The sequence below is a fragment of the Spartinivicinus ruber genome (assembly GCF_011009015.1).
GTDB classification, from domain to species: domain Bacteria; phylum Pseudomonadota; class Gammaproteobacteria; order Pseudomonadales; family Zooshikellaceae; genus Spartinivicinus; species Spartinivicinus ruber.
The window spans coordinates 695,420-721,210 of sequence record NZ_CP048878.1; the positions used below are offsets into that span (position 1 = coordinate 695,420).

Annotated in this window: 19 protein-coding genes and 1 tRNA gene; 11 read left to right on the forward strand and 9 right to left on the reverse strand. The window is 39.4% G+C overall.

The annotated features are described in order from the left end of the window. The first annotated feature begins 12 nt into the window (after window positions 1-12). Together G4Y78_RS03200 and G4Y78_RS03205 are read left to right on the forward strand one after the other, a co-directional pair. Window positions 13-1,131: an ABC transporter ATP-binding protein gene (locus G4Y78_RS03200; protein WP_163831601.1), complete on the forward strand. Its 1,119-nt coding sequence runs from the start codon at window positions 13-15 to the stop codon at window positions 1,129-1,131. 414 nt (window positions 1,132-1,545) lie between these two features. Beyond that, on the forward strand, window positions 1,546-2,328 hold the full coding sequence (locus G4Y78_RS03205) for a substrate-binding periplasmic protein (protein ID WP_163831603.1): 783 nt from the start codon (window positions 1,546-1,548) through the stop codon (window positions 2,326-2,328). A 217-nt stretch (window positions 2,329-2,545) separates the two neighbouring features. Here the strand turns inward: G4Y78_RS03205 and pyk are convergent, their stop codons facing one another. Both pyk and gap read right to left on the reverse strand, forming a co-directional pair. Further along, window positions 2,546-3,994 (reverse strand): pyruvate kinase, encoded by a 1,449-nt coding sequence (pyk, locus tag G4Y78_RS03210; protein ID WP_163831605.1) that lies wholly within the window; start codon window positions 3,992-3,994, stop codon window positions 2,546-2,548. 18 nt (window positions 3,995-4,012) lie between these two features. Beyond that, on the reverse strand, window positions 4,013-5,017 hold the full coding sequence (gene gap, locus G4Y78_RS03215; protein ID WP_163831607.1) for a type I glyceraldehyde-3-phosphate dehydrogenase: 1,005 nt from the start codon (window positions 5,015-5,017) through the stop codon (window positions 4,013-4,015). A 260-nt stretch (window positions 5,018-5,277) separates the two neighbouring features. Between gap and edd the strand changes: the two genes are divergently transcribed. From edd to G4Y78_RS03245, 6 genes are all read left to right on the forward strand, one after another. Next, window positions 5,278-7,107: a phosphogluconate dehydratase gene (edd, locus tag G4Y78_RS03220; RefSeq protein ID WP_163831609.1), complete on the forward strand. Its 1,830-nt coding sequence runs from the start codon at window positions 5,278-5,280 to the stop codon at window positions 7,105-7,107. Then, entirely contained in the window at window positions 7,104-8,066 is a 963-nt protein-coding gene (locus G4Y78_RS03225; protein ID WP_163831611.1) for a glucokinase, read from the forward strand. Before edd ends, G4Y78_RS03225 begins: the two co-directional genes overlap by 4 nt. 337 nt (window positions 8,067-8,403) lie before the next feature. Continuing rightward, window positions 8,404-9,588 (forward strand): hypothetical protein, encoded by a 1,185-nt coding sequence (locus tag G4Y78_RS03230; protein WP_163831614.1) that lies wholly within the window; start codon window positions 8,404-8,406, stop codon window positions 9,586-9,588. A gap of 140 nt (window positions 9,589-9,728) precedes the next feature. Further along, window positions 9,729-11,191, forward strand: a protein-coding gene (locus G4Y78_RS03235; protein WP_408022081.1) for an ISNCY family transposase whose coding sequence is annotated in 2 segments (ribosomal slippage) — window positions 9,729-10,184 and window positions 10,187-11,191 — 1,461 coding nt in all. Because the reading frame shifts where the segments join, the coding sequence is not laid out codon by codon here. Between the two features lie 133 nt (window positions 11,192-11,324). After that, the gene (locus G4Y78_RS03240; RefSeq protein ID WP_163831618.1) at window positions 11,325-12,536 is read left to right on the forward strand and encodes a glycoside hydrolase; all 1,212 of its coding nucleotides are present in this window, start codon (window positions 11,325-11,327) and stop codon (window positions 12,534-12,536) included. A gap of 244 nt (window positions 12,537-12,780) precedes the next feature. Next, entirely contained in the window at window positions 12,781-13,065 is a 285-nt protein-coding gene (locus tag G4Y78_RS03245; RefSeq protein ID WP_163831620.1) for a hypothetical protein, read from the forward strand. Between the two features lie 49 nt (window positions 13,066-13,114). Here G4Y78_RS03245 and G4Y78_RS30935 read toward each other — a convergent pair whose 3' ends face one another. Continuing rightward, complete coding sequence (locus tag G4Y78_RS30935) at window positions 13,115-14,653, reverse strand: slipin family protein (protein ID WP_230425691.1); 1,539 nt, start codon at window positions 14,651-14,653, stop codon at window positions 13,115-13,117. A 611-nt stretch (window positions 14,654-15,264) separates the two neighbouring features. Beyond that, window positions 15,265-15,336: transfer RNA gene (locus G4Y78_RS03255), tRNA-Pro, on the reverse strand. Window positions 15,337-16,030: 694 nt separating this feature from the next. On the opposite strand from G4Y78_RS03255, the gene G4Y78_RS03260 reads away from it, so the two are divergent. Together G4Y78_RS03260 and rtcR are read left to right on the forward strand one after the other, a co-directional pair. Next, window positions 16,031-16,813 carry a substrate-binding periplasmic protein gene (locus tag G4Y78_RS03260; RefSeq protein ID WP_163831622.1) on the forward strand — a complete coding sequence of 261 codons (783 nt, stop codon included), beginning with the start codon at window positions 16,031-16,033 and terminating at the stop codon, window positions 16,811-16,813. 260 nt (window positions 16,814-17,073) lie between these two features. Then, window positions 17,074-18,681: an RNA repair transcriptional activator RtcR gene (gene rtcR, locus G4Y78_RS03265; protein ID WP_163831624.1), complete on the forward strand. Its 1,608-nt coding sequence runs from the start codon at window positions 17,074-17,076 to the stop codon at window positions 18,679-18,681. 122 nt (window positions 18,682-18,803) lie between these two features. On the opposite strand, the gene G4Y78_RS03270 is transcribed toward rtcR, so the two are convergent. Beyond that, window positions 18,804-19,055 carry a hypothetical protein gene (locus G4Y78_RS03270; RefSeq protein WP_163831626.1) on the reverse strand — a complete coding sequence of 84 codons (252 nt, stop codon included), beginning with the start codon at window positions 19,053-19,055 and terminating at the stop codon, window positions 18,804-18,806. A 37-nt stretch (window positions 19,056-19,092) separates the two neighbouring features. Then, window positions 19,093-20,862, reverse strand: a complete 1,770-nt coding sequence (locus G4Y78_RS03275) for a GspE/PulE family protein (RefSeq protein ID WP_163831628.1) — start codon at window positions 20,860-20,862, stop codon at window positions 19,093-19,095. A 430-nt stretch (window positions 20,863-21,292) separates the two neighbouring features. On the opposite strand from G4Y78_RS03275, the gene G4Y78_RS03280 reads away from it, so the two are divergent. Beyond that, window positions 21,293-22,354, forward strand: coding sequence for an SGNH/GDSL hydrolase family protein (locus tag G4Y78_RS03280; RefSeq protein ID WP_163831629.1), 1,062 nt, complete (start codon window positions 21,293-21,295; stop codon window positions 22,352-22,354). A gap of 489 nt (window positions 22,355-22,843) precedes the next feature. On the opposite strand, the gene G4Y78_RS03285 is transcribed toward G4Y78_RS03280, so the two are convergent. The 3 genes from G4Y78_RS03285 to zwf are packed head-to-tail and all read right to left on the reverse strand — an operon-like array spanning window position 22,844 to window position 25,712. Continuing rightward, window positions 22,844-23,500 carry a bifunctional 4-hydroxy-2-oxoglutarate aldolase/2-dehydro-3-deoxy-phosphogluconate aldolase gene (locus tag G4Y78_RS03285; RefSeq protein WP_163831631.1) on the reverse strand — a complete coding sequence of 219 codons (657 nt, stop codon included), beginning with the start codon at window positions 23,498-23,500 and terminating at the stop codon, window positions 22,844-22,846. Window positions 23,501-23,521: 21 nt separating this feature from the next. Further along, entirely contained in the window at window positions 23,522-24,250 is a 729-nt protein-coding gene (pgl, locus tag G4Y78_RS03290) for a 6-phosphogluconolactonase (RefSeq protein WP_163831633.1), read from the reverse strand. Further along, window positions 24,234-25,712, reverse strand: a complete 1,479-nt coding sequence (zwf, locus tag G4Y78_RS03295) for a glucose-6-phosphate dehydrogenase (protein WP_163831635.1) — start codon at window positions 25,710-25,712, stop codon at window positions 24,234-24,236. The genes pgl and zwf overlap by 17 nt, the downstream gene beginning before the upstream one ends. Window positions 25,713-25,791: the final 79 nt, after the last annotated feature.

The window sequence follows — 25,791 nt, forward strand, 5'->3', positions numbered from 1 at the left end:
GAGGGATAAATAATGGCTGCTTTAACTATTGATAATGTAAAAAAACGCTATGGTGACCACGAAGTATTAAAAGGTATTAATATAGCCATAGATCGTGGAGAGTTTTTGATTTTAGTAGGGCCATCTGGATGTGGTAAATCCACTCTGATGAACTCAATTGCTGGTCTCGATAATATTTCCGATGGTCGGATTATGATTGATGGCAATGATGTTACCAACAGTGCACCAAAAGACAGGGATATAGCCATGGTATTCCAGTCTTATGCTTTATACCCCAATATGAAGGTTCGGGATAATATTGCATTTGGTTTGGAAATGCGGGGTGTGTCTAAGCAAGAACGTGCTCAAGAAGTTGAGCGGGTTGCAAAAATGCTACAGATTGAGCATTTACTTGATCGCAAACCAGCCCATTTGTCTGGTGGTCAGCGTCAACGGGTAGCAATGGGACGAGCCTTAGCGAGGAAACCGCAAATCTATTTATTTGATGAGCCATTAAGTAATCTGGATGCTAAGCTGCGGGTAGAAATGCGCACAGAAATTAAAAAGCTACACAAACGCTTAGGAACCACTATTGTCTATGTGACCCATGATCAAATTGAAGCATTAACCCTGGCTGACCGTATTGCAGTAATGAAGGATGGTGAGTTACAGCAGTTAGGTACACCAAAAGAGATTTATGATGACCCAGCGAACCGTTTTGTAGCGGGCTTTATGGGGTCTCCGGGAATGAACTTTATTCCTGCACAAATTGTAGAGTCTGATAAAGGCTTGCAAATTGAAGTAAGCTATAAAGGTGGTCAACCACAGTTATTACCAGTTCCCGAGCGCTGCGAAGGGCTATCAAGTTGGGTTGGCAAGCAAGTAGTTTTAGGTATTCGTCCAGAGCAAATTACTGAGCCTTTACCTCATTTAGTTTCAAGACCATTGAATCGCACAATTGCTTGTCCGGTGCATGTTACTGAGCCAATGGGATCTGATACGTTAGTTATGTCTGAGCTAAATGGTGTGGAAATTTCTGCAAGGGTTTCCCCTGACTGTGATGCTCGGCTAGATGCAGTATTGGATTTAAGCTTTGATATGAGCAAAGCGGTATTTTTTGATCCTAATACTGACGAGCGTATTGATCGCTAATTACTTTCTAAGTATCTGAATAACACAGCCTTCGTGAATAATCCTTAGGCTTTGTTATCTTCGCTAATCACTAAGGATGGTGACTACATGGATGTCATGTATTAGGGCAATGCAGGAGCAATTGCCGAGGAGCATTTATTTGCCTTCACCCCAGTTATTTAGTTGATCTAAACTCCTGGGGGCAAGTCTGCTACTGTAAGACTTGCGGTAGCTACTTTAGTTTATATAAAACGCTACTTGAACTCATGACTCGATGGCCTTGCCTAAAGAATCCTTCACTTTGAGTAAATGGGTTATTGATTCTTTTCGTGAATGACCCGCCTGCTTGGCTGGCTATCCTGCCTTCTTTTCTTAAACATCTTTCAATCCCTAAAGTACAGGCTTAAAGTTAATATGCTATTTTTAGTAAATAGTATGAAGCTAGCCGTAACTATGTCTGTTCTGCCTACCCTGAAAAGAGTGTTGTTTTTTTGTATTTTGACTGTGAGTACAGTGGTGGCAGAGGTTAAACGTGATTATTTGTTAGCCACTGAGCCTTGGCCGCCTCATTTTGGCCCTAAGCTACCTGATGAGGGATATTTTGCCGATATTATCTATCAAGCTTTTCAGCAAGTGGGGAAAACGGCAGGTATTTTATATACATCATGGAATCGAGCTTTTGAGCTAGGCAAGAAGGGTAAATACGATGGGTTGGTGGGAGCTTTTTATGCAAAAGAACGAGAGAAACTGTTTAGCTATTCTGAACCTATTTCAATCAGCCACTTGGTGTTTTTTAAAAAAAAGAGCAGGCAAATCAGTTATAAATCCTTAACAGATTTATCTCCGTATCGAATTGGTGTTGTAAGAGGCTACTACTATACCAATGAATTTAATAAGGCTGACTATTTACAAAAACTGGAACAAGTCCATACCGAAAGAAATATTAATTTGTTGTTAATTGGGCGAATAGATCTGATTGTTGCAGAAAAAAAGGTAACTCAGTATTTATTAAAAACAAAATTTAAAGGCCACGATGTTGAAATAGATATATTGGATAAACCGCTAGTCTCTCACAAGTTGTTTTTAATGGTTCCTAAAAGATCATTAAAGCATGATAGCGTGCTAAAAAATTTTAATAAAGGATTTAATTTATTAAAACAACAGGGAAAGATTCAAGAAATAATGAAAAAACATGGTTGGGATGGTGATGATATTTAACAATAGCTGATTGTTGTTGGCTAAACAGCAACAGTTGTTTTGGCTACTGATCCTTGGGCACCACATTAATCATTCGATTATAAAAAAGCAAAAAAAAGGGTACTAAATAGTACCCTCTAAAAAGTCCACAGGACTGAAAACAGCCTTGCACTTGGGAGCTTAAGTAATTTCCCATGATTCCCTAAACCAGAAAAAGTCATAAATAACTTTTACTGATCTAAAGAATTTTGTTACCCACTTTAACCACTTTCATGGTGTTAGTGCCACCTTGGGCATTGGCATAGTCGCCCTTAGTGATAATAACCAGGTCGCCGTCTTCAACAACTTCTAGTGCTTTCAGTCTATCAATAGAGCATTGATTAACTGCGGCGTTGTCAATTTTTTCAGTATCAAAGGGAACAGTACAAACCCCGCGATAAAGAGCGACTCGGTTTTGGGTGTCTTTTCTACGTGAAAAAGCAAAAATAGGTAAATGAGACCGAATTCGTGACATGATTAAGGGGGTTGCCCCTGTTTCTGTCATGGCAATAATTGCTTTTACACCTTGTAAATGATTGGCAGTATACATGGCTGCCAATGCAATTGATTCATCAGTACGTTTAAATGGCTCGTCAATTCGATGTTTTGATCGAGAAGCGAGAGGGTGTTTTTCTGCTCCAATACAAACATTATGTACAGCTTCAATGGTTTGTATTGGATATTGCCCCGCTGCAGTTTCGGCTGAAAGCATAACGGCGTCGGTGCCATCTAATACAGCGTTGGCTACGTCAGATACCTCAGCCCTTGTTGGCATTGGGTTATTAATCATCGACTCCATCATTTGAGTCGCGGTGATCGCAATTTTATTTAAGGTTCGGGCGCGTTCGATAATATGTTTTTGCACTGCAACCAATTGTGCATTACCAATTTCTACGCCTAAGTCACCACGGGCCACCATGACCCCTTCGGACGATTTAATAATGCCATCTAAAATATCGTCATCATTTACTGCTTCAGCACGCTCTATTTTGGCAATTAAACCTGCACTTGAGCCTGCTTCTTTTAAAAGCTGCCGAGCTTCTTCCATATCTTCTGCAGAACGGGGGAAAGATACCGCCACATAATCAACGCCAATTTTTGCAGCTGTTTTAATGTCTTGCTTATCTTTATCAGTAAGTGCCTTTGCTGATAACCCGCCGCCTTGACGATTAATCCCTTTGTTATTAGATAACGGACCGCCAATAATAACTTTGGTAATGACTTCATGCTCAGTTACATTAGTCACTTCTAGTTCAATACGGCCGTCGTCTAATAATAAAATGTCGCCAGGCTTTGAATCGACGACTAATGCTTTATATTCAATTCCGACCCGTTCTTCTGTGCCAGCTTCTTTATCCAGCTTGGCATCTAAGATAAAAGTATCACCATTATTTAGTTGAATTTGCTTATTTTGAAAGCGCGAAATACGAATTTTAGGTCCTTGCAAGTCGCCTAAAATTGCTACAAAGGCTTGCTGACGGGCTGCAGCTTCACGAACTAACTGTGCTCGGTTGATATGATCCTGGGCTTCGCCGTGGGAAAAATTCAGGCGAACAACGTTTACCCCTGCGGCGATCATACTTTCTATCGTATCAATATCGCTAGAGGCAGGGCCCAGGGTTGCAACAATTTTAGTTCTGCGAATCATCAGACAATCTTCAGTTACTTATGCAGGTGCATTAATTAAAGCTAGCGTGTTATCGAGCATTCTGTTTGAGAAAGCCCATTCGTTATCGTACCAAGCCATTACTTTCACCAGCTGACCATTTACTCGTGTTTGAGATGCATCAAAGGTGGAAGAAGCAACGCTGTGGTTAAAGTCAATAGACACTAGCTTAATATCGTTATAATCCAGGATAGAAGAAGCTTCACTGGCTGCTTTCATAATGCTGTTGATTTCATCAACGGAGGTAGCGCGCTTGGCAACAAAGTTTAAGTCGACCAATGAGACGTTTATGGTTGGTACGCGAACCGCTTGTCCATCTAGTTTGCCGTTAAGCTCTGGCAGCACCAAGCCAACTGCTGCAGCTGCACCAGTTTTAGTTGGAATCATGGATTGAGTAGCTGAACGAGCCCGATACATGTCTGGGTGATAAACATCTGATAAATTTTGGTCATTAGTGTAGGCATGAATAGTCGTCATCAAGCCAGACTCGATGCCAATCGTATCATTCAGCGCTTTAGCGATGGGGGCTAAACAGTTGGTAGTACAAGAAGCATTGGAGATAATTTGGTGTGACTGACGAAGCACATCATGGTTAACACCATACACTACGGTGGCATCTACTTCTTTACCTGGCGCTGAAATAATCACTTTCTTTGCGCCGGCTTGTAAATGAGCAGCGGCTTTTTCTCTGCTGGTGAAAAGGCCAGTACACTCGTAAACCACATCAATATTGAGTGATCCCCAGTCCAGTTTGGCTGGATCGCGCTCTGAGCTGATACGAATAACATCGCCATTGACCAATAAGTTATTGCCTTCGGTTTTTACTTCTCCAGCAAAACGTCCGTGGACACTGTCGAAACGTGTTAGGTGGGCATTAATTTCAGCATCGCCCAAGTCATTAATAGCAACGACTTGGATTTGATCTCGATAACCGTTTTCGTACAACGCACGCAAAATGTTGCGACCGATACGACCATAACCATTAATGGCAACCCGAATGGTCATTAGAACCTCCTAACAAGCTGATACAGGCTATATAAGCATGCATATAGAGTAAGTGTTCACATTACAGGCGACTCTTGCCAGTTTGTGAGAAAATAAAATGAAGACTCTTATTCTGTTTGTTTGGTAATATTACAAATAAAAAATCCAGTTAACAAGCTGGCATACTGAAATAAATTTAAAAAGTTATGTAATATTACAATATTTTCAGGAACCTGAGCCCATACCTGACGTTTTAGGTAGATCAAAAACGAGGAGACCCTATGCATCCAATAGTAGAACAAGTAACCCAACGGGTGATCGAGAGAAGCCGAAGCTCTCGACAAGCTTACCTGCAAGCGATGCAGCATGCAGAGCAAAAGGGTCCTCATCGTGGCGTACTATCCTGTGGCAACCTGGCCCATGGCTTTGCAGCTTGCTCTGGTGGAGACAAGCAGGCACTGAAAATGATGAACCAAGCTAACATTGGTATTATTTCGTCATATAACGACATGTTATCTGCTCACCAACCCTTGGAAGCATTTCCTGAACTCATTAAACAAGCTGCTCATGAAATTGGCTCTGTGGCCCAGTTTGCAGGTGGTGTACCCGCAATGTGTGATGGGGTTACCCAAGGTCAACCAGGTATGGAGCTTAGCTTGTTTAGTCGTGATGTGATTGCTATGGCTACAGCAGTAGCGCTTTCCCACAATATGTTTGATTCAGCGTTGTGTTTAGGCGTGTGCGATAAAATTGTGCCTGGGTTATTCATTGGGGCTCTGCGCTTTGGTCACTTACCCATAATTTTTGTGCCAGCAGGTCCAATGCCATCAGGTTTACCAAATAAGGAAAAGGCTAGGATTCGTCAGTTGTTTGCAGAAGGTAAGGTGGGCAGAGAGGAGTTACTGGAAGCGGAGTCTGAGTCTTACCATGGCCCAGGTACTTGTACTTTTTACGGCACAGCGAACAGTAATCAGTTGTTGGTTGAAGTGATGGGGTTACACTTACCAGGGGCTTCCTTTATTAATCCCAACACTCCATTACGTGATGAGCTGACCAAAGAAGCAACTCGACAAGCGGCTCGAATCACTGCATTAGGTAGTGATTTTACGCCAATGTATCAAGTGATATCTGAAAAGACGATTGTTAACGCCGTAATTGCATTGTTGGCGACTGGTGGTTCTACTAACCACACCATGCATTTGGTGGCGATGGCTGCAGCAGCAGGAATAAAAATTACCTGGGATGACTTTTCTGAGCTTTCTGCGGTGGTGCCTTTATTAACCAAAATCTATCCTAACGGGCAGGCAGATATTAATCACTTTCAAGCTGCGGGTGGTATGGCCTTTTTAATTCGTGAGCTACTGGATAATGGTTTGCTTCATGATGATGTCACAACTGTTGTTGGTGAAGGACTTCGCCAATATACGCAAGAGCCTTTTTTAGATGGAGATAAATTAGTGTGGCGAGATGGGGTTAAGAAAACCCATAATGCTGATGTATTGCGACCTGTTGCTGAGCCGTTTAGTCCAGAAGGAGGCTTAAAAGTATTAAATGGTAATTTAGGTCGTGGTGTTATCAAAGTATCTGCAGTAGCTAAAGAAAATCAAATCGTCGAAGCACCTGCCGTTATTTTTCATGATCAAAATGATCTGGCTGAAGCGTTTAAACGTGGGGAACTGGAAAAAGATTTTATTGCGGTGGTTCGATTCCAAGGGCCTCAGGCGATTGGTATGCCAGAATTACATAAACTGACGCCTTATTTGGGGGTGTTACAAGATAAAGGTTTTAAAGTGGCTTTAGTTACTGATGGCCGAATGTCAGGTGCTTCTGGTAAAGTGCCTGCCGCTATTCATGTGTATCCTGAAGCCGCCCAGAATGGTCCTATAGCCAAGCTGCAAGATGGCGATGTCGTGCGGTTAAATGCACAAACAGGTGAGTTGACTGCATTAGTCGATGAAAAAGACTGGCAGCAGCGTACAGCAGTTGAAGTGGACTTGGCTCACTCGCATCAAGGAATGGGTAGAGAACTGTTTGGGCAAATGCGTGCTTTTGCTAGTGGTGCAGAGCAGGGGGCTTCAGTGTTTGGTTTTGCGAATGAGGAAATTGAATGAACCAGCCCGTTGTCGTTGGGGATATTGGGGGTACTAACGCCCGGTTTGCTATGGTATTGGACGGGGGAGTACAGCCTGAATTAATTAAAGTGCTCCCCTGTGCAGATTATAAAAATATGCCAGATGCTTTAGCTGATTATTTATCATCAGTAGGAAACCCTGATATCAAACAAGCTTGCTTGTCGTTTGCTTGTCCTATTCATCAAGACCAAATCAAAATGACCAATAACCATTGGGATTTTTCCCGGTCAGCGGTACAACAGCAGTTTGGTTTTGATTCATTCAAAGTGATTAATGACTTTACAGCACTTGCTTTGTCTGTCCCCTATTTAACTGATGATGAATTAATGAAAATAGGTGGTGGAGAAGTCGTTGCCAATAAAACCAAATTAGTCATTGGCCCTGGAACCGGGTTAGGTATGGCCGGTTTGGCTGCTACCAGTAGTGGCTGGTTAGCTTTGTCTGGTGAGGGTGGCCATGTAGATTTTGCGCCTCGTAATAAGTTTGAAATGGGGGTGCTGGAAGTTTTTTTAAAAAAATATCCAAGGGTCTCTGTAGAAAGGTTGCTGTGTGGAGCAGGTTTGGTTGATTTATATGAAGCCCATTGTCAGTTAAATGGCCAGCCCATAAAACAGCAAACGGCAGCAGATATTTCGTCTAAAGCTTTAGGTGACGAAAATTCAATAGAGCATCAGGTGCTAGCCCATTTCTGTGATTTATTAGGAGCGGCTGCAGGTAATGCGGCGCTGACTTTAGGTGCCGAAGGTGGGGTATATATAATGGGTGGTATCATTCCTCGCATTAAGGATTTTTTTGCAGAAAGTCAGTTTAGACAGTCTTTTGAAAATAAAGGGCGTTTACAAAACTACGCAGAAAAAATACCTACCTATTTAGTATTGAGTGAATATCCTGGGTTGATTGGTGCAGCCGCTGCACTTGATAATAATTATATTAATTAAGTTCTTATTGCAAGAAAATAGTGGTGCATATGCATGCACCACAAGCATACTATCCTTCTAATTAATCCTTCTGGTCTTATCTACAGTAATAAAGAGATATTCTGAAATAATTATTAGTATTACTAGTTACCCTAATTTTTATTTTGCCTGTTCGCTAAACCATAAAATTAAAGTTATCTTTATTCCTAATCACGTATTTTTTGAGGCTGTCGTTACCTGATGGCTGCACCTAAAAGTCATTCGTGTTGGGTATAAAATGACATAGGCATGACATTTCATGATACGTTGTTATGGTATTAAACACATTTAGCTAAAGTAGATAAGTTAATACCTAATTATGAATCACTTTTACATATATGTAATTAGTTGTTTAGTTAATTTTTTAGCTGCAACAGAGTTAAATGCTATTGAGCTTGTTAATGGTCGTTTTAAGGTTGATTTTAACCCTGAAACCATGGCATTAGTCTGGCAGACCTCATCGGGTGAGTTTGCTGCTAGTGCTGCAAAGACCAAAAAAATAACGACAAATTTAGAGCAGGTGTCTGCTAGTAGTGTACGATGGCTGTGGTCTAAATTGGGAGTTCAAGGAAAAGCTACTCTTAACAATAATGACCTATTCATTAGCTTTGAAAAAATTCGAGAAAGTGAGAAAACTAAACATCTATCCAAACACAAAACTAACCAGTCACACTTTATCCCACAACAAACATTGACATGGTTTTCACTCCCGGCAAAAACCACTAATGAGCTATTATTGCCATTAGCTGAAGGCTTTCGTGTACCTGTAAAACACCAAGGTTGGCAACAGTATTTAGCAAAGGAGTTTGACCAAATAGATACCACTTGGGATTTAAAATTACCCTTTTGGAGTCAAACCACCAGCCAAGGAAAAACTGTTAGTTGGATTTTACTCAATCCTTACAATAATAAACTGCATTTTCAGCAAGCAAATGGTCAGTTAAAAATGACTGCTAGTCATACGTTTAATCAGTTAAACTCGGTAGAGCAATTTTCAGTACTGGTACATTTAGGCAATGACTTATTATCAGGTGCGCGGCGTTATCGACTGTACTTACAACAACAAAATCAACTGCCTTTATTATCTGAAAAACTAGCCAAGTTAAACGATGGAGAGAAAATTATTGGTGCAACCCACATTTACTTATTTGGCGAACACTTATTGAGTAGGCAAGATGTGAAGAATTGGCGAGGTTTGATTGAGTACTTAACATCACTCAAATCAAAATGGTTAAGTCAATACTTTTCTAAAGAGCAAAAACAAGTGCTTAAAGAAATTAATCCAAATGCACAATGGGTTAGCCAGTATCATCAACGCAGTGTGATTGACATGCTTAAGCAAGCACTCACAAAAGTAGTACCAGTTTCTTCTAATCCCAATAAAAGAAATTTTATTGATCAACAGTATCAGGCAGCACAAGAACGCAAAAAATTAGCGAAAGAAAAACTGATAGCTTTTCTTAAACCAGCAGTTAACTGGGGGCAGGGATTATCTAGTGCCTGACCGAAAACTCCTTAATCCCTTCATTGACAAGGCTTACCATACGTAAACACCACCTGAAGTTTACAGCCTTATGTTTGGAGAATGCTTAAAATCAGCCATTTTTCAGTTAAAATAGGCAAAACTTCGGTGGATACAACAGTATGCGGCACGTACACAACCCTCAACTTCAGTTTGGTCAAACAGACATCTCAACGATTCATTTTGACCCTAAATCCCGAGATGATATTCCCCAAGCGCTGAGAGGCTTGCAACACCTGTATTGTACTGATGAGCTTCGAAACCAGGTGTTTAGCATTATTGAAGAGGAGATGGCCAGCCGGGCCAACCCAATGCTAGGGCGCCCTGGGATGGATTGGTGGAAAATACTGGTGATGGGGATACTCCGGCTGAATTTAAATTGTGATTTTGACCGTTTGCATGAACTGGTGAATCAACATCGAACCATCAGGGCCATGTTGGGTCATGGAGAGCATTGGGAAGATTTAACGCCCTACCATATCCAAACACTCAAAGATAATGTCCCGCTGCTAACCCCGGAGATGCTAGATAAAATTAATACCCTCGTGGTTGAGTCAGGTCATGCCCTGTTAAAAAAAACACTGAAGAAAGCTTGCGGGGCCGCTGTGACTCATTTGTAGTTAAAACGACGGTCCATTACCCTACCGATATTCATTTATTATGGGATGCTTTACGAAAAGTGATATTGCTGATCAGTCGGCTATGTGAATGCTACGGGCTGAGTGATTGGCGACAATATCGGTATAATTTAAAGGCACTTAAAAGATGTTTCAGACAAGCGCAGAAAAGCAATCAAGCGAAAGGTAAAAAATCAGCGGCAGCCAAGCAGGCTGCCTATCGGCACTATGTCACCCACGCCAAAGGGCTTATGCAAAAGGCCCAATACACCTTAGCCAAATTATCAGCATTGTCTGCGCCGGTCTGGGAGTTACGAAACATTCATCATTACCTGAGCCATGGGCAACGCCAAGCCTCTCAATGCTGGCGACGGGTGATTGAAGGAGAAGTCATCCCCCAAGATGAAAAAGTGTATTCAATTTTTCAACCACATACAGAGTGGATAAGTAAAGGTAAGGCTGGCGTGCCTGTTGAATTAGGCATCAAAGTCTGTGTACTAGAGAGCCAAGCAGGTTTTATTCTGTACCATCGCGTGATGGAAAATGAGCAAGATGTCGACGTAGCAGTAGACATGGTGAAAGCCACAAAGGCTAAATTTCCTTTACTCCGTCAGTGTAGCTTTGATAAAGGCTTTTATTCATCGAAAAACCAATTGAAATTGGAGAAAGAATTAGATCAGGTTGTGCTACCTAAAAAAGGGCGTTTAACAGTTAAAGAAAAAGCAGATGAAAATGAAGACCAGTTTAAAAAAGCAAGAAAACAACATTCAGCTGTAGAGTCTGCCATTAATGCCCTAGAAGTCCATGGACTTGATCGATGCCCTGACCATAGCATTCGTGGGTTTAAGCGCTATGTGTCACTGGCCGTGTTGGGACGGAATATCCAAAAGTTAGGGGTTATTCTTTACCAACAAGAAAAAGAAAAACGCTATCGCCAAGCAAAAAGTTCACGTCGAAAAGCCGCGTAATAAATATTTTGCCAATAAACAAAGCATTATCATCTAGTCATAAAGTCACTCTAGAGGGGGCAGCCTGCTTAAAATTAAGCAACTCCACCCTTTCTTGTGGATAAAAAACCCTATTTTTACTGGAAAGCTATTTTTGCTAGCAAAAATAGCTATTGTTAATAAGCATATTGTTAAACAATTTATAATCCTAAGAGCAATTTACGGCTTTTTCTGTCAGGCACTATCTAAACCTGTCATAGAGGCTTTGCAAACAGCCAAATTGAATAAATTGTTATTGCTGACCCCCAGTTGGACTCCGGCTTTTTATCATCCAGAAGCTGTCACAGCAGCAAAACAGGCTGGCTATTTAATAGGTACCTATGACTCGTATAATACAGCAATACCGATGGGTGTAAATGATAATTGGCTGACTGCACAGATACCAAGTCAGTTACGGGAAAACTGTGCCATTGTTAAAAAAGATGGCCATAAAAAAATGGGCTTTCAAGGAAAAGGGGTGTATACCAATCCAAAGTGTATGCAAGCTTATTTCCAGCAGCGTTCCACGAAAATAATGCGCTATGGCGGTTTTAATAGTTTATTTTTGGATGCTGATGCCACTGGAATGCTTTATGAGGACTACCAGCCCAAACGTTTACACTCCCAGTCGACAATGGCAAAAGGATTTAATTATCGCTTGCAGTGGTTCGTGGATCGATATCAAGTACCGTTAGGCTCTGAAGATGGTAACGCAATTAATACGTCATCAATATTGTTTGCTCATGGCATTCAAACCATGGGATTTGGCTGGCTCGACCCAGACATGCGTAAAAATAAGCAATCACCATACTATCTTGGTGCCTGGTGGCCAGATGATGAGCCGCAGGTTTTCTTTAAGCCTGTTCAAGTCAAAGCACCTTATAAAGATTTGTTGTTCGCGCCTGAGTATAAGCTACCGTTATATCAAGCAGTCTTTCATGATGCTGTTATTAATGGCTTCCATTGGGGAGCAGACAGCTTAAAGTTTACCGATGTGAAAGTGGTACGTGATTTAACCGCCATGTTATATAACACACCGCCAATGTTGCATATTAGTCGTAATAGCCTAAAAAAACGGTTGCCTGTTTTAAAGCACTACGCGAAAGGATTTCAATTAACCCATGAAAAACTTTGGGATAAGACTTTAGTTAAATTTGTTGATTTAACAAAAAACCGTCAAGTGCAGCAAACCATGTTTAGTGATGGTTCCACGATTACAGCAAATTTTAGCAGTAAAGATTATCTGCTAAACAAGCAAGTGGTGAAGCCCAATATGGTAGTGATGCATTTCAGTGATGGTTCGGTATTCAATTGGAAAAGTAATTAATATATTGGATATCAATAGCTCTTCTGGTGTTAGAGCTTCTAAAAGTATTTACCTTTATCAAGGAAGCGGTAAGTTCATATATAATTAGAGAAAGTAGTATATAAATTAAGTCCTATAAGTATTTATACGTGACAGCATGTAGGTTTGTTGAATTTAAAGTTACATTCATGTAACGTTTGATTTGAATTTTGTAAATCATTGGTAGCTTTTTTCTCTAGGTATTTACATAGTTGGATGATTTATTGTGAAAGAAAAATTGATATTGTTTTTTATTGGTTCAGTTTTGCTCAGTGGTTGTAGTGGGCAATGGATAAGGAATGCAGTTGGTGGCTTGCCAAAGGGAACATACACATTTTATGCTTATAAAGAAGGTCGAGTTATTGCATCTGAAGAACACCATATTGAAGATAAATTTAATCTTGGCAGTAGAATTACAAAAATGTGTGATAATTATCCAACAGCTGATATTGCTAAAGCCAAAAATCCTGATGGGCTATTTGTCAGTAGATATTCTTGTAATTCTCGTTAGATTAAAGCTTTGATAAAAAACAGTGGTGCATATGTATGCACCACAGAATTTATTTTAGTTTCACTAATCCATTCATTAATTGTTCCAATCCTCCATATACATTCAGTTGATCAATTCTTTCAGCTACTTTTTCCAGCGACTCCAGCTCTTTCAGGCGCAGCAACGTTGGGTTGCCTTCCATTACTTTAGCGGTGTTTTGCAAGCTACGGGTAGCAGCCGTTTCTTCGCGACGTTTGATGCTGTTAGCTTCTGCAGATTTCTGGGCATTAACCACTTGGTTGAGAATTTCCTTCATCTCACCAGGCAAGATAATGTCCTTTATTCCCAGCTGACCAAGCTCTATCCCGATAGATGATAAGTGCTGTGCAGATTGCTTTAGCAATAGCTGGTTAACCAGCTCTTTATCCATCAACAAGTCGTCCAGGTTTCGTGTGCCTATGGCTTCTCTCAAAGCTAGTTGTAAAGTACGGTAAATAAACTCATTAACATTGTTAACGTTTTCAAAAGCCATTACCGCATCTAAAATACGATAGTTGGCGTTTAGGTTAACCCGCACACTAACGCGATCTTTGGTTAATATTTCTTGCCCGCTAATTTCAGCAGTTTGCCAGCGTAGATCAAACTGTTTTATTTCCAATTGACGACCAAATGGCCAAAAAGCATGCAAGCCTGTACTCAGGGTATTAACTAATTGACCATCTTGTAGCAGCAGACCAATGTGCTGTTGAGCAATTGAGGTCATTAGCCATTGGCCACTTAATATCTGGCGTAAACTATCCAGTAATGACTTAGTTACACGAAAGTTGCTACTGATATCAACCAGGTCAAGCTCCCATACTTTATTTTGCTGCCAAACAGCTACTTCGATATTAGGTGCCAACAATTGATTAAAGCGACGTTGACCATGTTGTACTTCATACAAAAGTCCAACTTGCTGAGCTTCAGTTTTAAATAGTGCAATTTGCTCGGCTACCGCAGGAATTTCTAACCAGTTTTCCTGCAGTATATAATCAAGCTTTAACCCTTTACGGGTATCTATCATGACTACATCAATTTTACGTTGATATTGCCAAACACCAAATTCACCTTCACCTTGCAAGTCGATAAGTTGGCTATCAACATAAATTAATGCAACAAATCCTGCGCTAACTTTATGGGTGGTTACGTTGTTGGTATTGGCATTAATAACAGTTTGCTCTTTGTTTGTTAACTGCCACAGCAAGCTATCTTCAATGTAAAAACTATTTTCTATGTTAATGGTACGTACTTCAACATCATCTAAATCTTTCCACAAATAGTGGGTAGTAGCTGGGTTTAATAATTGCCATAGTTGACCGTGTTTATAAACTAACCCAACTTCAAAACGGCCTAATTCCAGTTTATCGAAACTTTGCAAAAATGCTGGTTCTTTCAGCCATTGCTCTATATTACTGTCAGCAAAACATATTGATTCTGTACTAATAAGCGCTACTTCATCATATTGCCAAGCTGGCAGATAATGTACACCTGTCGGTAGAACTTTGTTTAACCTTTTATCTTTAACAATAATTAGCCGTTCATTAAGGCCAACAACCATTTTCTTAAACACAATACATCTCCATTAAATCTAAATACCCTAAAATGCAGGGCTTATTAGTCAAAGTGAAGGGGTTTTAGAGGAGGCCGTCGAGCGATGAAGCCCCATAAGCCTATAGATAATAGGTGATTGGGGTGAAGAACGACGACAACAAACTCTAAAACTCATTCACGAAGACAAAAGAAGTTAGGGGCGGTTACTTGAGTAGTGGTGGTTAAAGAATGGTTCTCATGCATTAGTACTTCTCGTGTGTTTTATCCACAGAATGTAACCCTGCAAGGAATGATTCAAAAACAACCTAAATAATTAAATAACATGTAACTGTTAATACAGCTTAAGTCACCTTACTAAAATTACCTTCTTTTAAGTATTTGCTTCCTGCATTCACTTTCAGTTTTGGCAAGTTTAATTTTGTTATTTAATTAAGCTAAACAGCGGTAACAACCGCTAACCTTTTTTATACCTTTTGCGAATCGCTTTTAGGTTTTGTTATCATCGTGACTCACCCCAATCACCTATTATCTATAGGCTCATGGGACTCATCACTTGATGGCCTCCTCTAAAAACCCTTCGCTTTAGGTATATTTTACGGAAGACTACTTTCGTAGTCTTTTACATTTATATAGCTTGAGAAGGATTTGAACCTTCTACCCATTGCTCCCTAAGCAACTGCTCTACCAAATGAGCTATCAAGCACTGGTTTTAAGCCAGTATTAATGGTGGTTTTTTGGGACTCGAACCCGGTTGTATGCCATATCATAAAAAACCAATAAGATTCTTACGAATCTATGCCGTGACAGGGCACTGTGTCTTGGATGCTTTGGTACAACTTACTTGAAACAAGAGTTGCCAGGCTGGCTTTGGTGTTAAGCAAACAACCAGGCCTGCTAAAGCATTCCGTTTTGCACAGTATTCATATAGCGATTAGTGTGCCAACTTTTTTAGTTTCTACTTTAATATGGCTGTAGGTCTTGATAGGTAAGGGTTACACAAGGTTTGTAGAGGTTGGTGGGCTATAGATTTATTAAATGAACTTTTTAAATTTATTATCAATATAAATAATATATTATCAATATAGATAGAAATAAAATTTTCTTGCACTTGGCTTAGGCTAAACTAATGTAAGGTAGTTGTAAGAAAGTTTTGGTGGATTAGAGCTTTCACAGGTTCTCTATTGGTGTAACCTTTAGAATAATATTGACATGGTTGTTATCTGATGATGAAGGAAAATTGGAGTTTAGTTGGTTCTCAAGAGATAACTACTATTGAAATTGTGAAGGGTTTAGGTGAGAGGAGCCTGACTGATATTTGAAACGTATAATGGGGTGCATTATCAGCAAATATAGAAACTGCAGAGCAGTTTAATACAGTTGAAATTTAGGTTTTTTGATGAAAAAACTGGCTATATATGGTTTAAATTTATTACTTAGCTTAAGCTTTTCTATCAACTGCATGGCAGTAGAGTCGATCAACTTAGCTAATGGAGAGTGGCCCCCTTACCATTCCAAGAAACTAAAATATTATGGGTTTGTTTCACGCATTATAACTGAAGCTTTTGCTTTAAAGAGTATTAAGGTTAACTATAAGTTTCTTCCTTGGAAACGAGGTATGATATTAGCACAACGGGGCGATTTGGATGGGACTGCTGTGTGGCGTTATAAAGACAAATTTGCAAAGGACTTTTATTACAGTGATTCAGTTTTAGGAACTAATACGGTTTTTTTTCACTTGAAAAATTTCCCTTTTAAATGGAATAGTTTTGATGATCTTAAAGGTATGAGAATAGGGGGAACAATTGGTTATGGGTATAATGAAGAGTACGATAAGGCAGAGCAAAGCCAAGAGTTCATTATTCATCGGGTTCCTAGAGATGAACAAAATTTTGCTAAATTATTAGCTGGGCGAATTGATATTTTTCCCATTACTACTGAAGTTGGTTATTATATTTTACAAACAAAATTCAGACTGAAAGATCAGCAACTAATTACCCATCATACTCAAAGTCTCACCCCGTCTAAGGAGAGAAACCTGCACCTCTTATTATCGAAGAAAATCGAGAAAAATAAACAAGTGTTGATATTATTCAACCTAGGGTTGGAACAGTTGAAACAAAGTGGGAAATTGAGGCAATACCATGAAGAACTCTACCAAGGTAAGTATCAGAACAATTAATAAGTTGTTAAGGACAATATTGAACCAAAAGGTTTGAGTTTTTCAAAATAAAATTTGTTGTCTTTTATTGGTGTTGTCTGCCGGTCAAGTTCAGTCTGGGTTTTCTTGTAGCTTCAAAGTTTGAAAAAATGCTTGGGTTGGTTTGCTGATATAGCAGAAATTGCCATTGCTTTTTGGAAAAGTGGGGGATATACATTATTGATCTAAATGGATTACTATGAATCTATATAGATTTTATATGGCAATGCTGGAGATGGTGAATGGAAAAGACCAAGGTTGTGATTGGTTTGTTGGGTACATCGAAAGATCGTCGTGGTAAAGGAGCGAAGCGCTGGAATAGTTGGCGGCCAACGGTGAGTATTTTTCAGCAAAAGGATTTTGAGCTGGATCGTTTAGAGTTGCTGCATCAGCCAAGGGATAAGAACTTGGCTACCAAGGTATGTGAGGATGTGCAGGAGGTGTCTAGCCATACGGCCTATAATTTATACCCTGTCCGTTTTATTGACCCTTGGGATTTTGAAGAAGTTTACAGTGTGCTGTTAGAGTTTTGTCAGTCTTATCCATTTAAGCCAGAAAAGGAAGACTACTATCTGCATATTACTACCGGCACCCATGTGGCGCAGATTTGCTGGTTTTTACTGTGTGAGGCAAACTATATACCGGCTCGTTTGCTACAGTCGTCACCAGGTGTAAGAGACGAAGAAGGCAATGCCATTGGTACTTATTCTGTTATTGATTTGGATTTATCCAAGTATGATGCTTTAGCTCAGCGTTTTCAAAAAGAAGCCTTAGATGACCAGTCTTTTCTAAAAAGCGGTATTCAAACTAAAAATAAAGCCTTTAACCAAATGATCGAACAGATCGAAAAAGTAGCGGTTCGCAGTACGGCACCTATGCTCATTACTGGGCCGACCGGCGCAGGTAAATCGATGCTGGCGAAACGGATTTATCAGCTTAAACAGCAAAAAGGTCTAGTTGCTGGTGCCTTTATTGCGGTTAATTGTGCGACCTTAAAAGGTGATAATGCTATGTCTGCCTTATTTGGTCATATTAAAGGGGCTTTTACCGGGGCGCAAAGTAAGCGAGATGGTTTATTGTTGGCGGCAAATCAGGGGTTGTTATTCCTTGATGAAATTGGTGAGCTAGGGGTAGATGAGCAAGCTATGTTATTACACGCCATAGAAGAAAAAACGTTTTATCCTTTGGGCAGTGATAAACCAGTGCAAAGTGACTTTCAGTTAATCGCCGGTACTAATAAAGACTTATATCAGGCAGTTGAACAAGGTTTATTTCGTGATGACTTATTAGCACGCATTAATTTATGGACCTATCAACTACCAGGACTGGCTCAGCGTAAAGAAGATATTGAGCCTAACCTGAATTACGAATTACAAGAGTATGAAAGAAAAACAGCCCATAAAGCTAGTTTTAATCAGCCAGCCAAACAGAAATATTTATCTTTCGCAACTTCTCCGCAAGCCAGTTGGCGTGGTAATTTTCGTGATTTAAATGCCAGTGTTGAACGGATGCTGACTTTGGCGGAAGGGGGAAGGATTAATGAAGAAATTGTTTGTCATGAAATTGAGCGGCTTTCACACCATTGGCAAATCAACCAATCTGCTACTAAAAATGCAAGGGCTGATTTAACTAAATACTTTGATGAAGATCAATTAGAAGTCATGGATTTATTTGATCAACTGCAATTGCAGCAAGTAATTGCTATTTGCCAGCAACAGTCGTCAATATCAGCTGCAGGACGCGAGCTGTTTAACTATTCTCGGACACAAAAAGCATCGAGTAATGACAGTCATCGCTTGCGAGTGTATTTATCAAAATTTGGTTTAAGCTTTAATCAGTTCAAATCATAGTTATATATTATATAGATGCTGGTTTAGTATGCATCTATGCTTATTCTAACATGATGATTAGGAGGCTAATTTGCTATTGCAAAGTTAGGCCTCTAAAAACTACAAGCTTTGACTATATCTGCTTACCATTCTTTTATTGAGTCGAACTGTTCTACTTTTTCTATTGCTCTAATGAGTTGAGCATGTTCTTTTGCGCTGTTACCTGAATGTAAATACAGTTTAGCTGCTTTATAGACGGTATCTAATGTTTTTACTAGTTGATTGTGATAAAGTAATGACTTTGCTAAATAGTCACGATCATCACCTTTTTCCCACATTTCAGTTGCCTTGATTAAGGCTCTATTTAGTTCTGGTTTGGTTAGAGATATATGCATAATAAATAATTCCATTGTGAACAAGCTTCAATTTTTGTTAGTCTAAAATAGTTCGATATACTTCTTCTAAAGAGGTTGTTTTATCACGAGCTAGTCTGAGTGCTTGCTGGGTAAGTGGTGTCATGCCTGCTGTTACTGCCGCTGATTTAATCGTTTCGGCACTACCGCTGTTATTAATTATTTTTCGGATATCATTGTTCATAACCAACAGTTCATAAACGGCATGGCGTCCTACATACCCTGTATTTCGGCAATGATCACAGCCTTTACCGTGATAAAACAATTCATCATTTTTAAGGCCTAAGCTTGAGTGGACTCCAGCCCTTACTTTTTCTTCTACCAAACAATGTTGGCAATTACACCGCACTAAGCGTTGAGCTAACACTCCTAACAATGAAGTGTTAACTAAGTAAGGATCAATCCCAATTTCCAATAACCGTGCTATGGTTGTAGCCGCGCTATTGGTATGTAGCGTAGAAAGCACTATATGGCCTGTTAGGCTGCACTCAATTGCCATTTGCGCTGTTTCTAAATCTCTAATTTCACCTACCATAAGCACGTCAGGATCATGTCTTAGGATGTGTCTTAATGCTCGAGAAAAAGTGTAGCCTATTGAATGATTAACTTGTATTTGTATAATGCCATCAATGTGATACTCAACGGGATCTTCTACTGTAATAATATTGACATTACGACTCTTTATTTCTTGTAACGCTGCATACAAGGTTGTCGATTTGCCTGATCCTGTTGGCCCTGTAACAAGAATGATACCATTTGATCGATGCAGCAAATTGGTAAATAAAGTTAGATCATTTCCAGAGAAACCTATGCCAGATAAATTCTTCATGCCATATTTTGCATCAAGAATTCTTATAACAGCACTTTCTCCATATGTTGAGGGTATTATTGAAAAACGTAAATCAATTTTTCGTTCATTTTTCTTTAGATAGGCTTGTCCATCTTGTGGTAAATTGTGAATAGCTAAGTCCATTCCAGACATGACTTTCAAGCGGCTTATAATAGGGGCTAGTAGACCTTTAGTAAAAGTTCGAATTTTTATTAAACTACCATCAATTCTGAATAGTAAGTCTACATCTTTTTCCCCCGGCCTTAAGTGAATGTCTGAAGCTTTACTACCAATAGCATCAAGAATCATATTATGAACAAGTTTTACAATGGGTTTTTTCTGGCCAAGTAGAAGGTTCTCTTTGCTGGTTAGTTTGTTTTTCTCATGATAATGATCTTGAAACTCTTCCATGGCTTCAAGTTCGCTATTTTTACCATACAACCTAGCTATTGCGAACTCAATATCTTTTCTTTCTGCAACCACAGGTTCTATAACACAATTAGTTAAAAAACCTAAATATTTTATTGTTTGGCTTTGTATTGGTAATTCCAATGCAATAACTAATTTTTCACCAAGATCTAATATTGGGATTACTGTATGGTTTCTAGCAACTTCCTCAGGTAACAGATTAATGATGTTTGAATCAAACTCTATGTCTATAAGGGAGACAAAAGGCATACCTAGCTTATAGGCTAAAACACGCTGAAACTCCCTTTCTGTAATTAGCTTTTTATCTATTAAATAATGACCTATATCGGAGTCAGTATTCAGCTTATTTAAAATATCAATATTTTTTTGTCTTTTTTCTTGTGATAGAAAGCCAAATACAATGAGTAAAACATCAAGGCGATAGGATAATGGATTACTTCCCACTTCAATTTTGTTATGCAGCGCTCTAGTAGATTTTATAGGCTCAGGAAGAGGTTCAACCGTTAAGTGAGAACTAGTGTTATTAGCCATTATATTAACCAAAGAGCCGTAGTTAAATTAAGCTAGGTAAATTGTTAAGTATCAGTGAAAGAAAATTTTCAACTGTGTTAATTTATTCTAGCAAACTAAAAGCTTGTAGATGTTAAAATATATTATATGACTACTAATTCTATCAATTAACTATTCTATTACTAATGTAAATATTGTTGTTGGTATAAAAAATACAGTTATGTGAAATATGATTTGGCTAATTATATATAAAAGAAAAGGGGTGCTTTTATATGGTTTTGGAGTATGCACTTACTAATAGTCTATTAACATAAATAAAACAATTATTAATAATAATGTTGTTGCTTTGAATTAAATTGCATCATATGTTTGTTCTGCATTATAAGATATTTATATAGAATGGTTTTGCCTTGTATTTTTGATGTTTATTCATGAATTTCTTGAGGGAGTTATGTTGAGGATAATTGTACTAATATTAGCGATTTTGCCTGCTTTGTTATTAGCAAATCAACAGGAAAGAATTAGTCGGATTATTGCCTTTGGTGACAGTTTATCTGATGCAGGTAATAAGCATTTAATTACCTTGCAGATGAATCAGGCTGCTAAAGGGGTTATTGGTGTTAGGGGAATGCCACCTAATGTAAGTGCCCGTTTTAGTAATGGATTTAGTTGGGTAGACCAATTAAATATTAGTTTGTGGCGACAACCTTCTACTCCTGCAATGGCTGGTATAGACTCTATTTTAGAAATTAATAATGGTACTGAGCATTTTTCATTTCCTTTATCTATCCAACCTTTGAAGGGTAATAACTGGGCTGTGGGTGGTGCGATGACAGGTAGTGGATATTTTGTTGATATTGATTTAAAAGATGGAGCTACTTTAACTTCAGGTGGTACTATTATGCCAAATATTGGTCAGCAGATTAATGATTTTGCTGCTCAACATGGTCGCTTCTTGTCATCTGATCTGGTTATTTTGCAAGGAGGAGCTAACAATCTGTGGTTTACTCTGTTTGGTGATTTGAATGATACTGGGCATCGAGCTGCTTTAAAACTGATACAGCAAATTAGTCAGTTAAAAGGATTGGGTGCTAAACACATTTTAGTTATGAACTTGCCGTCATTTCAATATGGGGCTGTATTAAACCCTTATGCAGAGAAAACCAAAGTGTTTATTGAAGAGTTTAATAAAACTTTAAGTGATAAATTAGCTCAGCTTGATATTCAGCAGTATGAGCAACCAACTATTTACTTGTTTGATGTGCATAAGCTGTTCACTAAAGTGATAGATCGCATTGAGTCAACGGGGCAATTCAAGCATGAAAAAACCAATACTCTTATAAAGCATGTTCTTGAGCCGGCTTGGAACTGGTCTAATAATAAAATAGCAGATGACCCCAATGAGTATTTATTCTGGGATGGGTTGCATCCGTCAGCATCCACACACCGCTTACTTGCCTATAAAGCTAAAAAACTATTATTAAAAAATGGTGTGTATTTTAGACATAACTAGTGATAGTGCTTAAAAGTAAAAATGTTACCCTAATTAATACCCAAAGCATAGAATTTTTATGGTGCTAACTGACTACTTTTTAGCACCATAAAAATTATTTGTGAAGGGTATGTTAACAGTCAGTTTTTTATTTGATTGCACTTTATTCCTTATCTAATAGGTTGTAAGTTTGCTCGCTGGATTGAGTGTAAGTGCTTATACTAGCTGCCTGAGCATTAATTGCTATGATAGTTAAAGCCCATATAATAATAGCAAGTCCCATGCGAGCGAACATGATTTACTCCTTCATTAAATTATTGATTATGAGAGCATTATTTTAGTGGCCTGTATGATTAAATAAAGCTAATAAAATAGTATTGTTATAGGAATATAAGCATCGGTTGATGTAAGTCAAAAAGGCTTTATGAAAGGGGTAAATACTTTTGATTCGTTTCAATTATCTTGAAGGGGTTGAAATGGTGCTATTAATGCACCATTCCGTTTGATGGGTTAACTTAACTCTTGAATACTTTCTTTAGTGATAGTGGTGATTTTCTTCCAGTCTCCATTCTCTACGGCATCTTTCGGTACTACCCAGCTGCCGCCTATACACATAACATTTTTCAAGGCTAAGTATTCTGCTGCGTTCTCTAAATTGATGCCACCAGTTGGGCAGAATTTTACTTGGCTAAATGGGCCTGAAAATGCCTTTAATGCTGCTGTGCCACCATTTATTGAGGCTGGGAAAAATTTAAACCGTTGATAGCCTTTTTCAAGTCCCATCATTAATTCTGAGCCTGTAGCAATGCCTGGTAATAGTGGAATATTAGCGGTAACACCAGCTGTCAGTAAGTCATTAGTGCTGCCAGGGGTTACAATAAATTGTGCACCAGCTTCTTGGGCTTGTTTTAATAGCTCTCGGTTAGTTACTGTTCCAGCACCAATCCAAGCTTCTGGCAATTTTTTTCTCAGCGCTGCAATAGCTGTCAGGCCATGTTCAGAGCGCAGGGTTATTTCTAATACATTTATGCCACCAGCTAATAATGCTTCTGCTAAAGGCTGTGCTTGTTCAGCTGAGTTAATCGTAATCACTGGCATTATCAGTGATTGACTACAAATATGGTCAATCTGGTTTGTAATAGACGTTGGCAGTTGTATAGTTGTCATGATGTTTAAAACCTTTATTCCCTATGGGCTCCAATAAATTGTCAACGGCAGATGGCTGCGCAAAAATGCCCTGATTGGCATATCTTCTATGGGCCCATCCTCACAGGCTGTTTGTAAGGTGTTTAGTTTTTCTGTACCGCAAAGGTGTAAAATAAGTTGTTTGGCCTGTTTCAACGAAGCAAAGGTTAAGCTCATTCGTTCATGAGGGGCATGCATTGGGGTGATAGCAAGGCAGTGATTGGGGTTGTTTGGATCCAACCCTTCTGCTAAACGAGATGACTCTGGAAATAATGAAGCTGTATGCCCGTCATTACCCATCCCTAATACCACAACATCAAATGGATAGGGCAATTTCCCCAATAGGTTGTTGCACTCAGTTTCACCGGCGGTGGCTAAGTCATGATGTGTTTTTAAACCAGTAAAGTTGGCATTAGCTGCATGGTTTTGTAATAAGTATTGGTGAATTAAACGTTCGTTGCTAGATTCGTCGCTGGGACTTACCCAGCGCTCGTCGGCTAGAGTAATGTAAACTTTATCCCATGCTATGTTTGCATTGGCTAACTGCTTAAATAGGGGTATTGGGGTACGCCCACCTGATAATACCAGGGTTGCTTTGCCTTTATCTGCAATAGCTTCTGTTAATTGCTTGGTAATATGCTCAGCTAAAGCAGTGGTTAGCTGGTCAGCGTTATCAAAATTAACAAGCTTATTATTCAATAGCGCTTCTATTTGATTAAGCTGAGTCTTCATACCAGGATCTCCCATCTCGAGTAATCATTGCAATTGAAGAAACCGGCCCCCAGGAGCCTGCAGGATATTTTTGTGGGCGGGTGTTTTGGTCTTCCCAGCCCTGAATAATTCGGTCGCACCAACGCCAGGCATATTCCACTTCATCGCGTCGTACAAACAGATACTGGTTGCCTTTCATTAGCTCTAACAATAAACGCTCATATGCATCGGGTATACGGTCAGTGTGGAATGTATCAGAAAAGCTCAGTTGTAAAGGACCTGCTCGTAACCGCATGCCTTTATCCAGGCCCTGGTCTTTAGTCATTACCTGTAGAGAAATTCCTTCATCAGGCTGCAGTCGGATAATTAATTTATTGCTAGCAATGCTTCGCTGTTCAGGGGCAAAAATATAATGCGGTTGCTGCTTAAAGTGGATAATGATTTGAGATAGTTTTTCTGGCATCCGTTTACCGGTTCTTAGGTAAAACGGCACATTGGCCCAGCGCCAGTTGTTGATCATTACTTTCAGTGAAACAAAGGACTCAGTACTGCTACTAGGTTTGGCATTTTCCTCTTCCAGGTAGCCTGGTACTGGTTTGCCATCAATAGTGCCAGCACTATACTGACCACGTACTACATGTGTCGTTAGTAATTCTGGCGTAATAGGCTGTAGCGCTTTGAGCACTTTTACTTTTTCATCGCGAATACTGTCAGCAGACAAATCACTGGGCGGATCCATGGCAATTAAACAAAGTAATTGCAATAGATGGTTTTGCACCATATCGCGTAGTTGACCTGCTTTGTCAAAATAACCCCAACGGCCTTCGATGCCTACTTTTTCCGCTACTGTTATTTCTATATGGTCAATATGCTTTAAGTCCCATTGAGAACCAAATAAATTGTTGGCAAACCTCAAAGCAATGAGGTTCTGAACAGTCTCTTTACCTAAATAATGGTCAATACGATAAATTTGGCACTCGTGGAAATACTTAGCTACCTGGTCGTTGATTTTACAGGAGGACTCTAGATCATAGCCAATGGGTTTTTCTAACACCACACGTGTTTCGTTGTCTATTAGCTGGTGTTTAGACAGGTTTTCACAGATAGGGCCATAAACAGAAGCTGGAGTAGCAAAATAGCATATTAAACGGTGATCAACCTCTGCGCGGCTGGCAACCAGTTGGTCGTAACCTTCCTCGGTGGCAAAGTCCAGTTTGATATACTGAAGGCGGTTACTGAACCGTTGCAGTGTTTCGTTATCCAGCTCATCAGCAGCAATATACTTTTTCAGGTGCTCTACAACGCTGGCTTTAAAGCCAGGCTGGTCAATGTTGTCACGGGCTAAACCTATAACTCGAGTTTCTGGTGCCAGCAAACCGGCTTTATCCAACTGAAATAAAGAAGGAAAGAGCTTACGGAGCGCCAGATCCCCTTGGGCACCAAATATGGCTAAGTCACACACTTTGTCTTGTTTGGAGTTCATACTGATAACCAGCTTTCATACAAATGATCTATTTGTAGTTATCTAATTACTTTTTTAGCCTGATGATAGGGGTAAAACC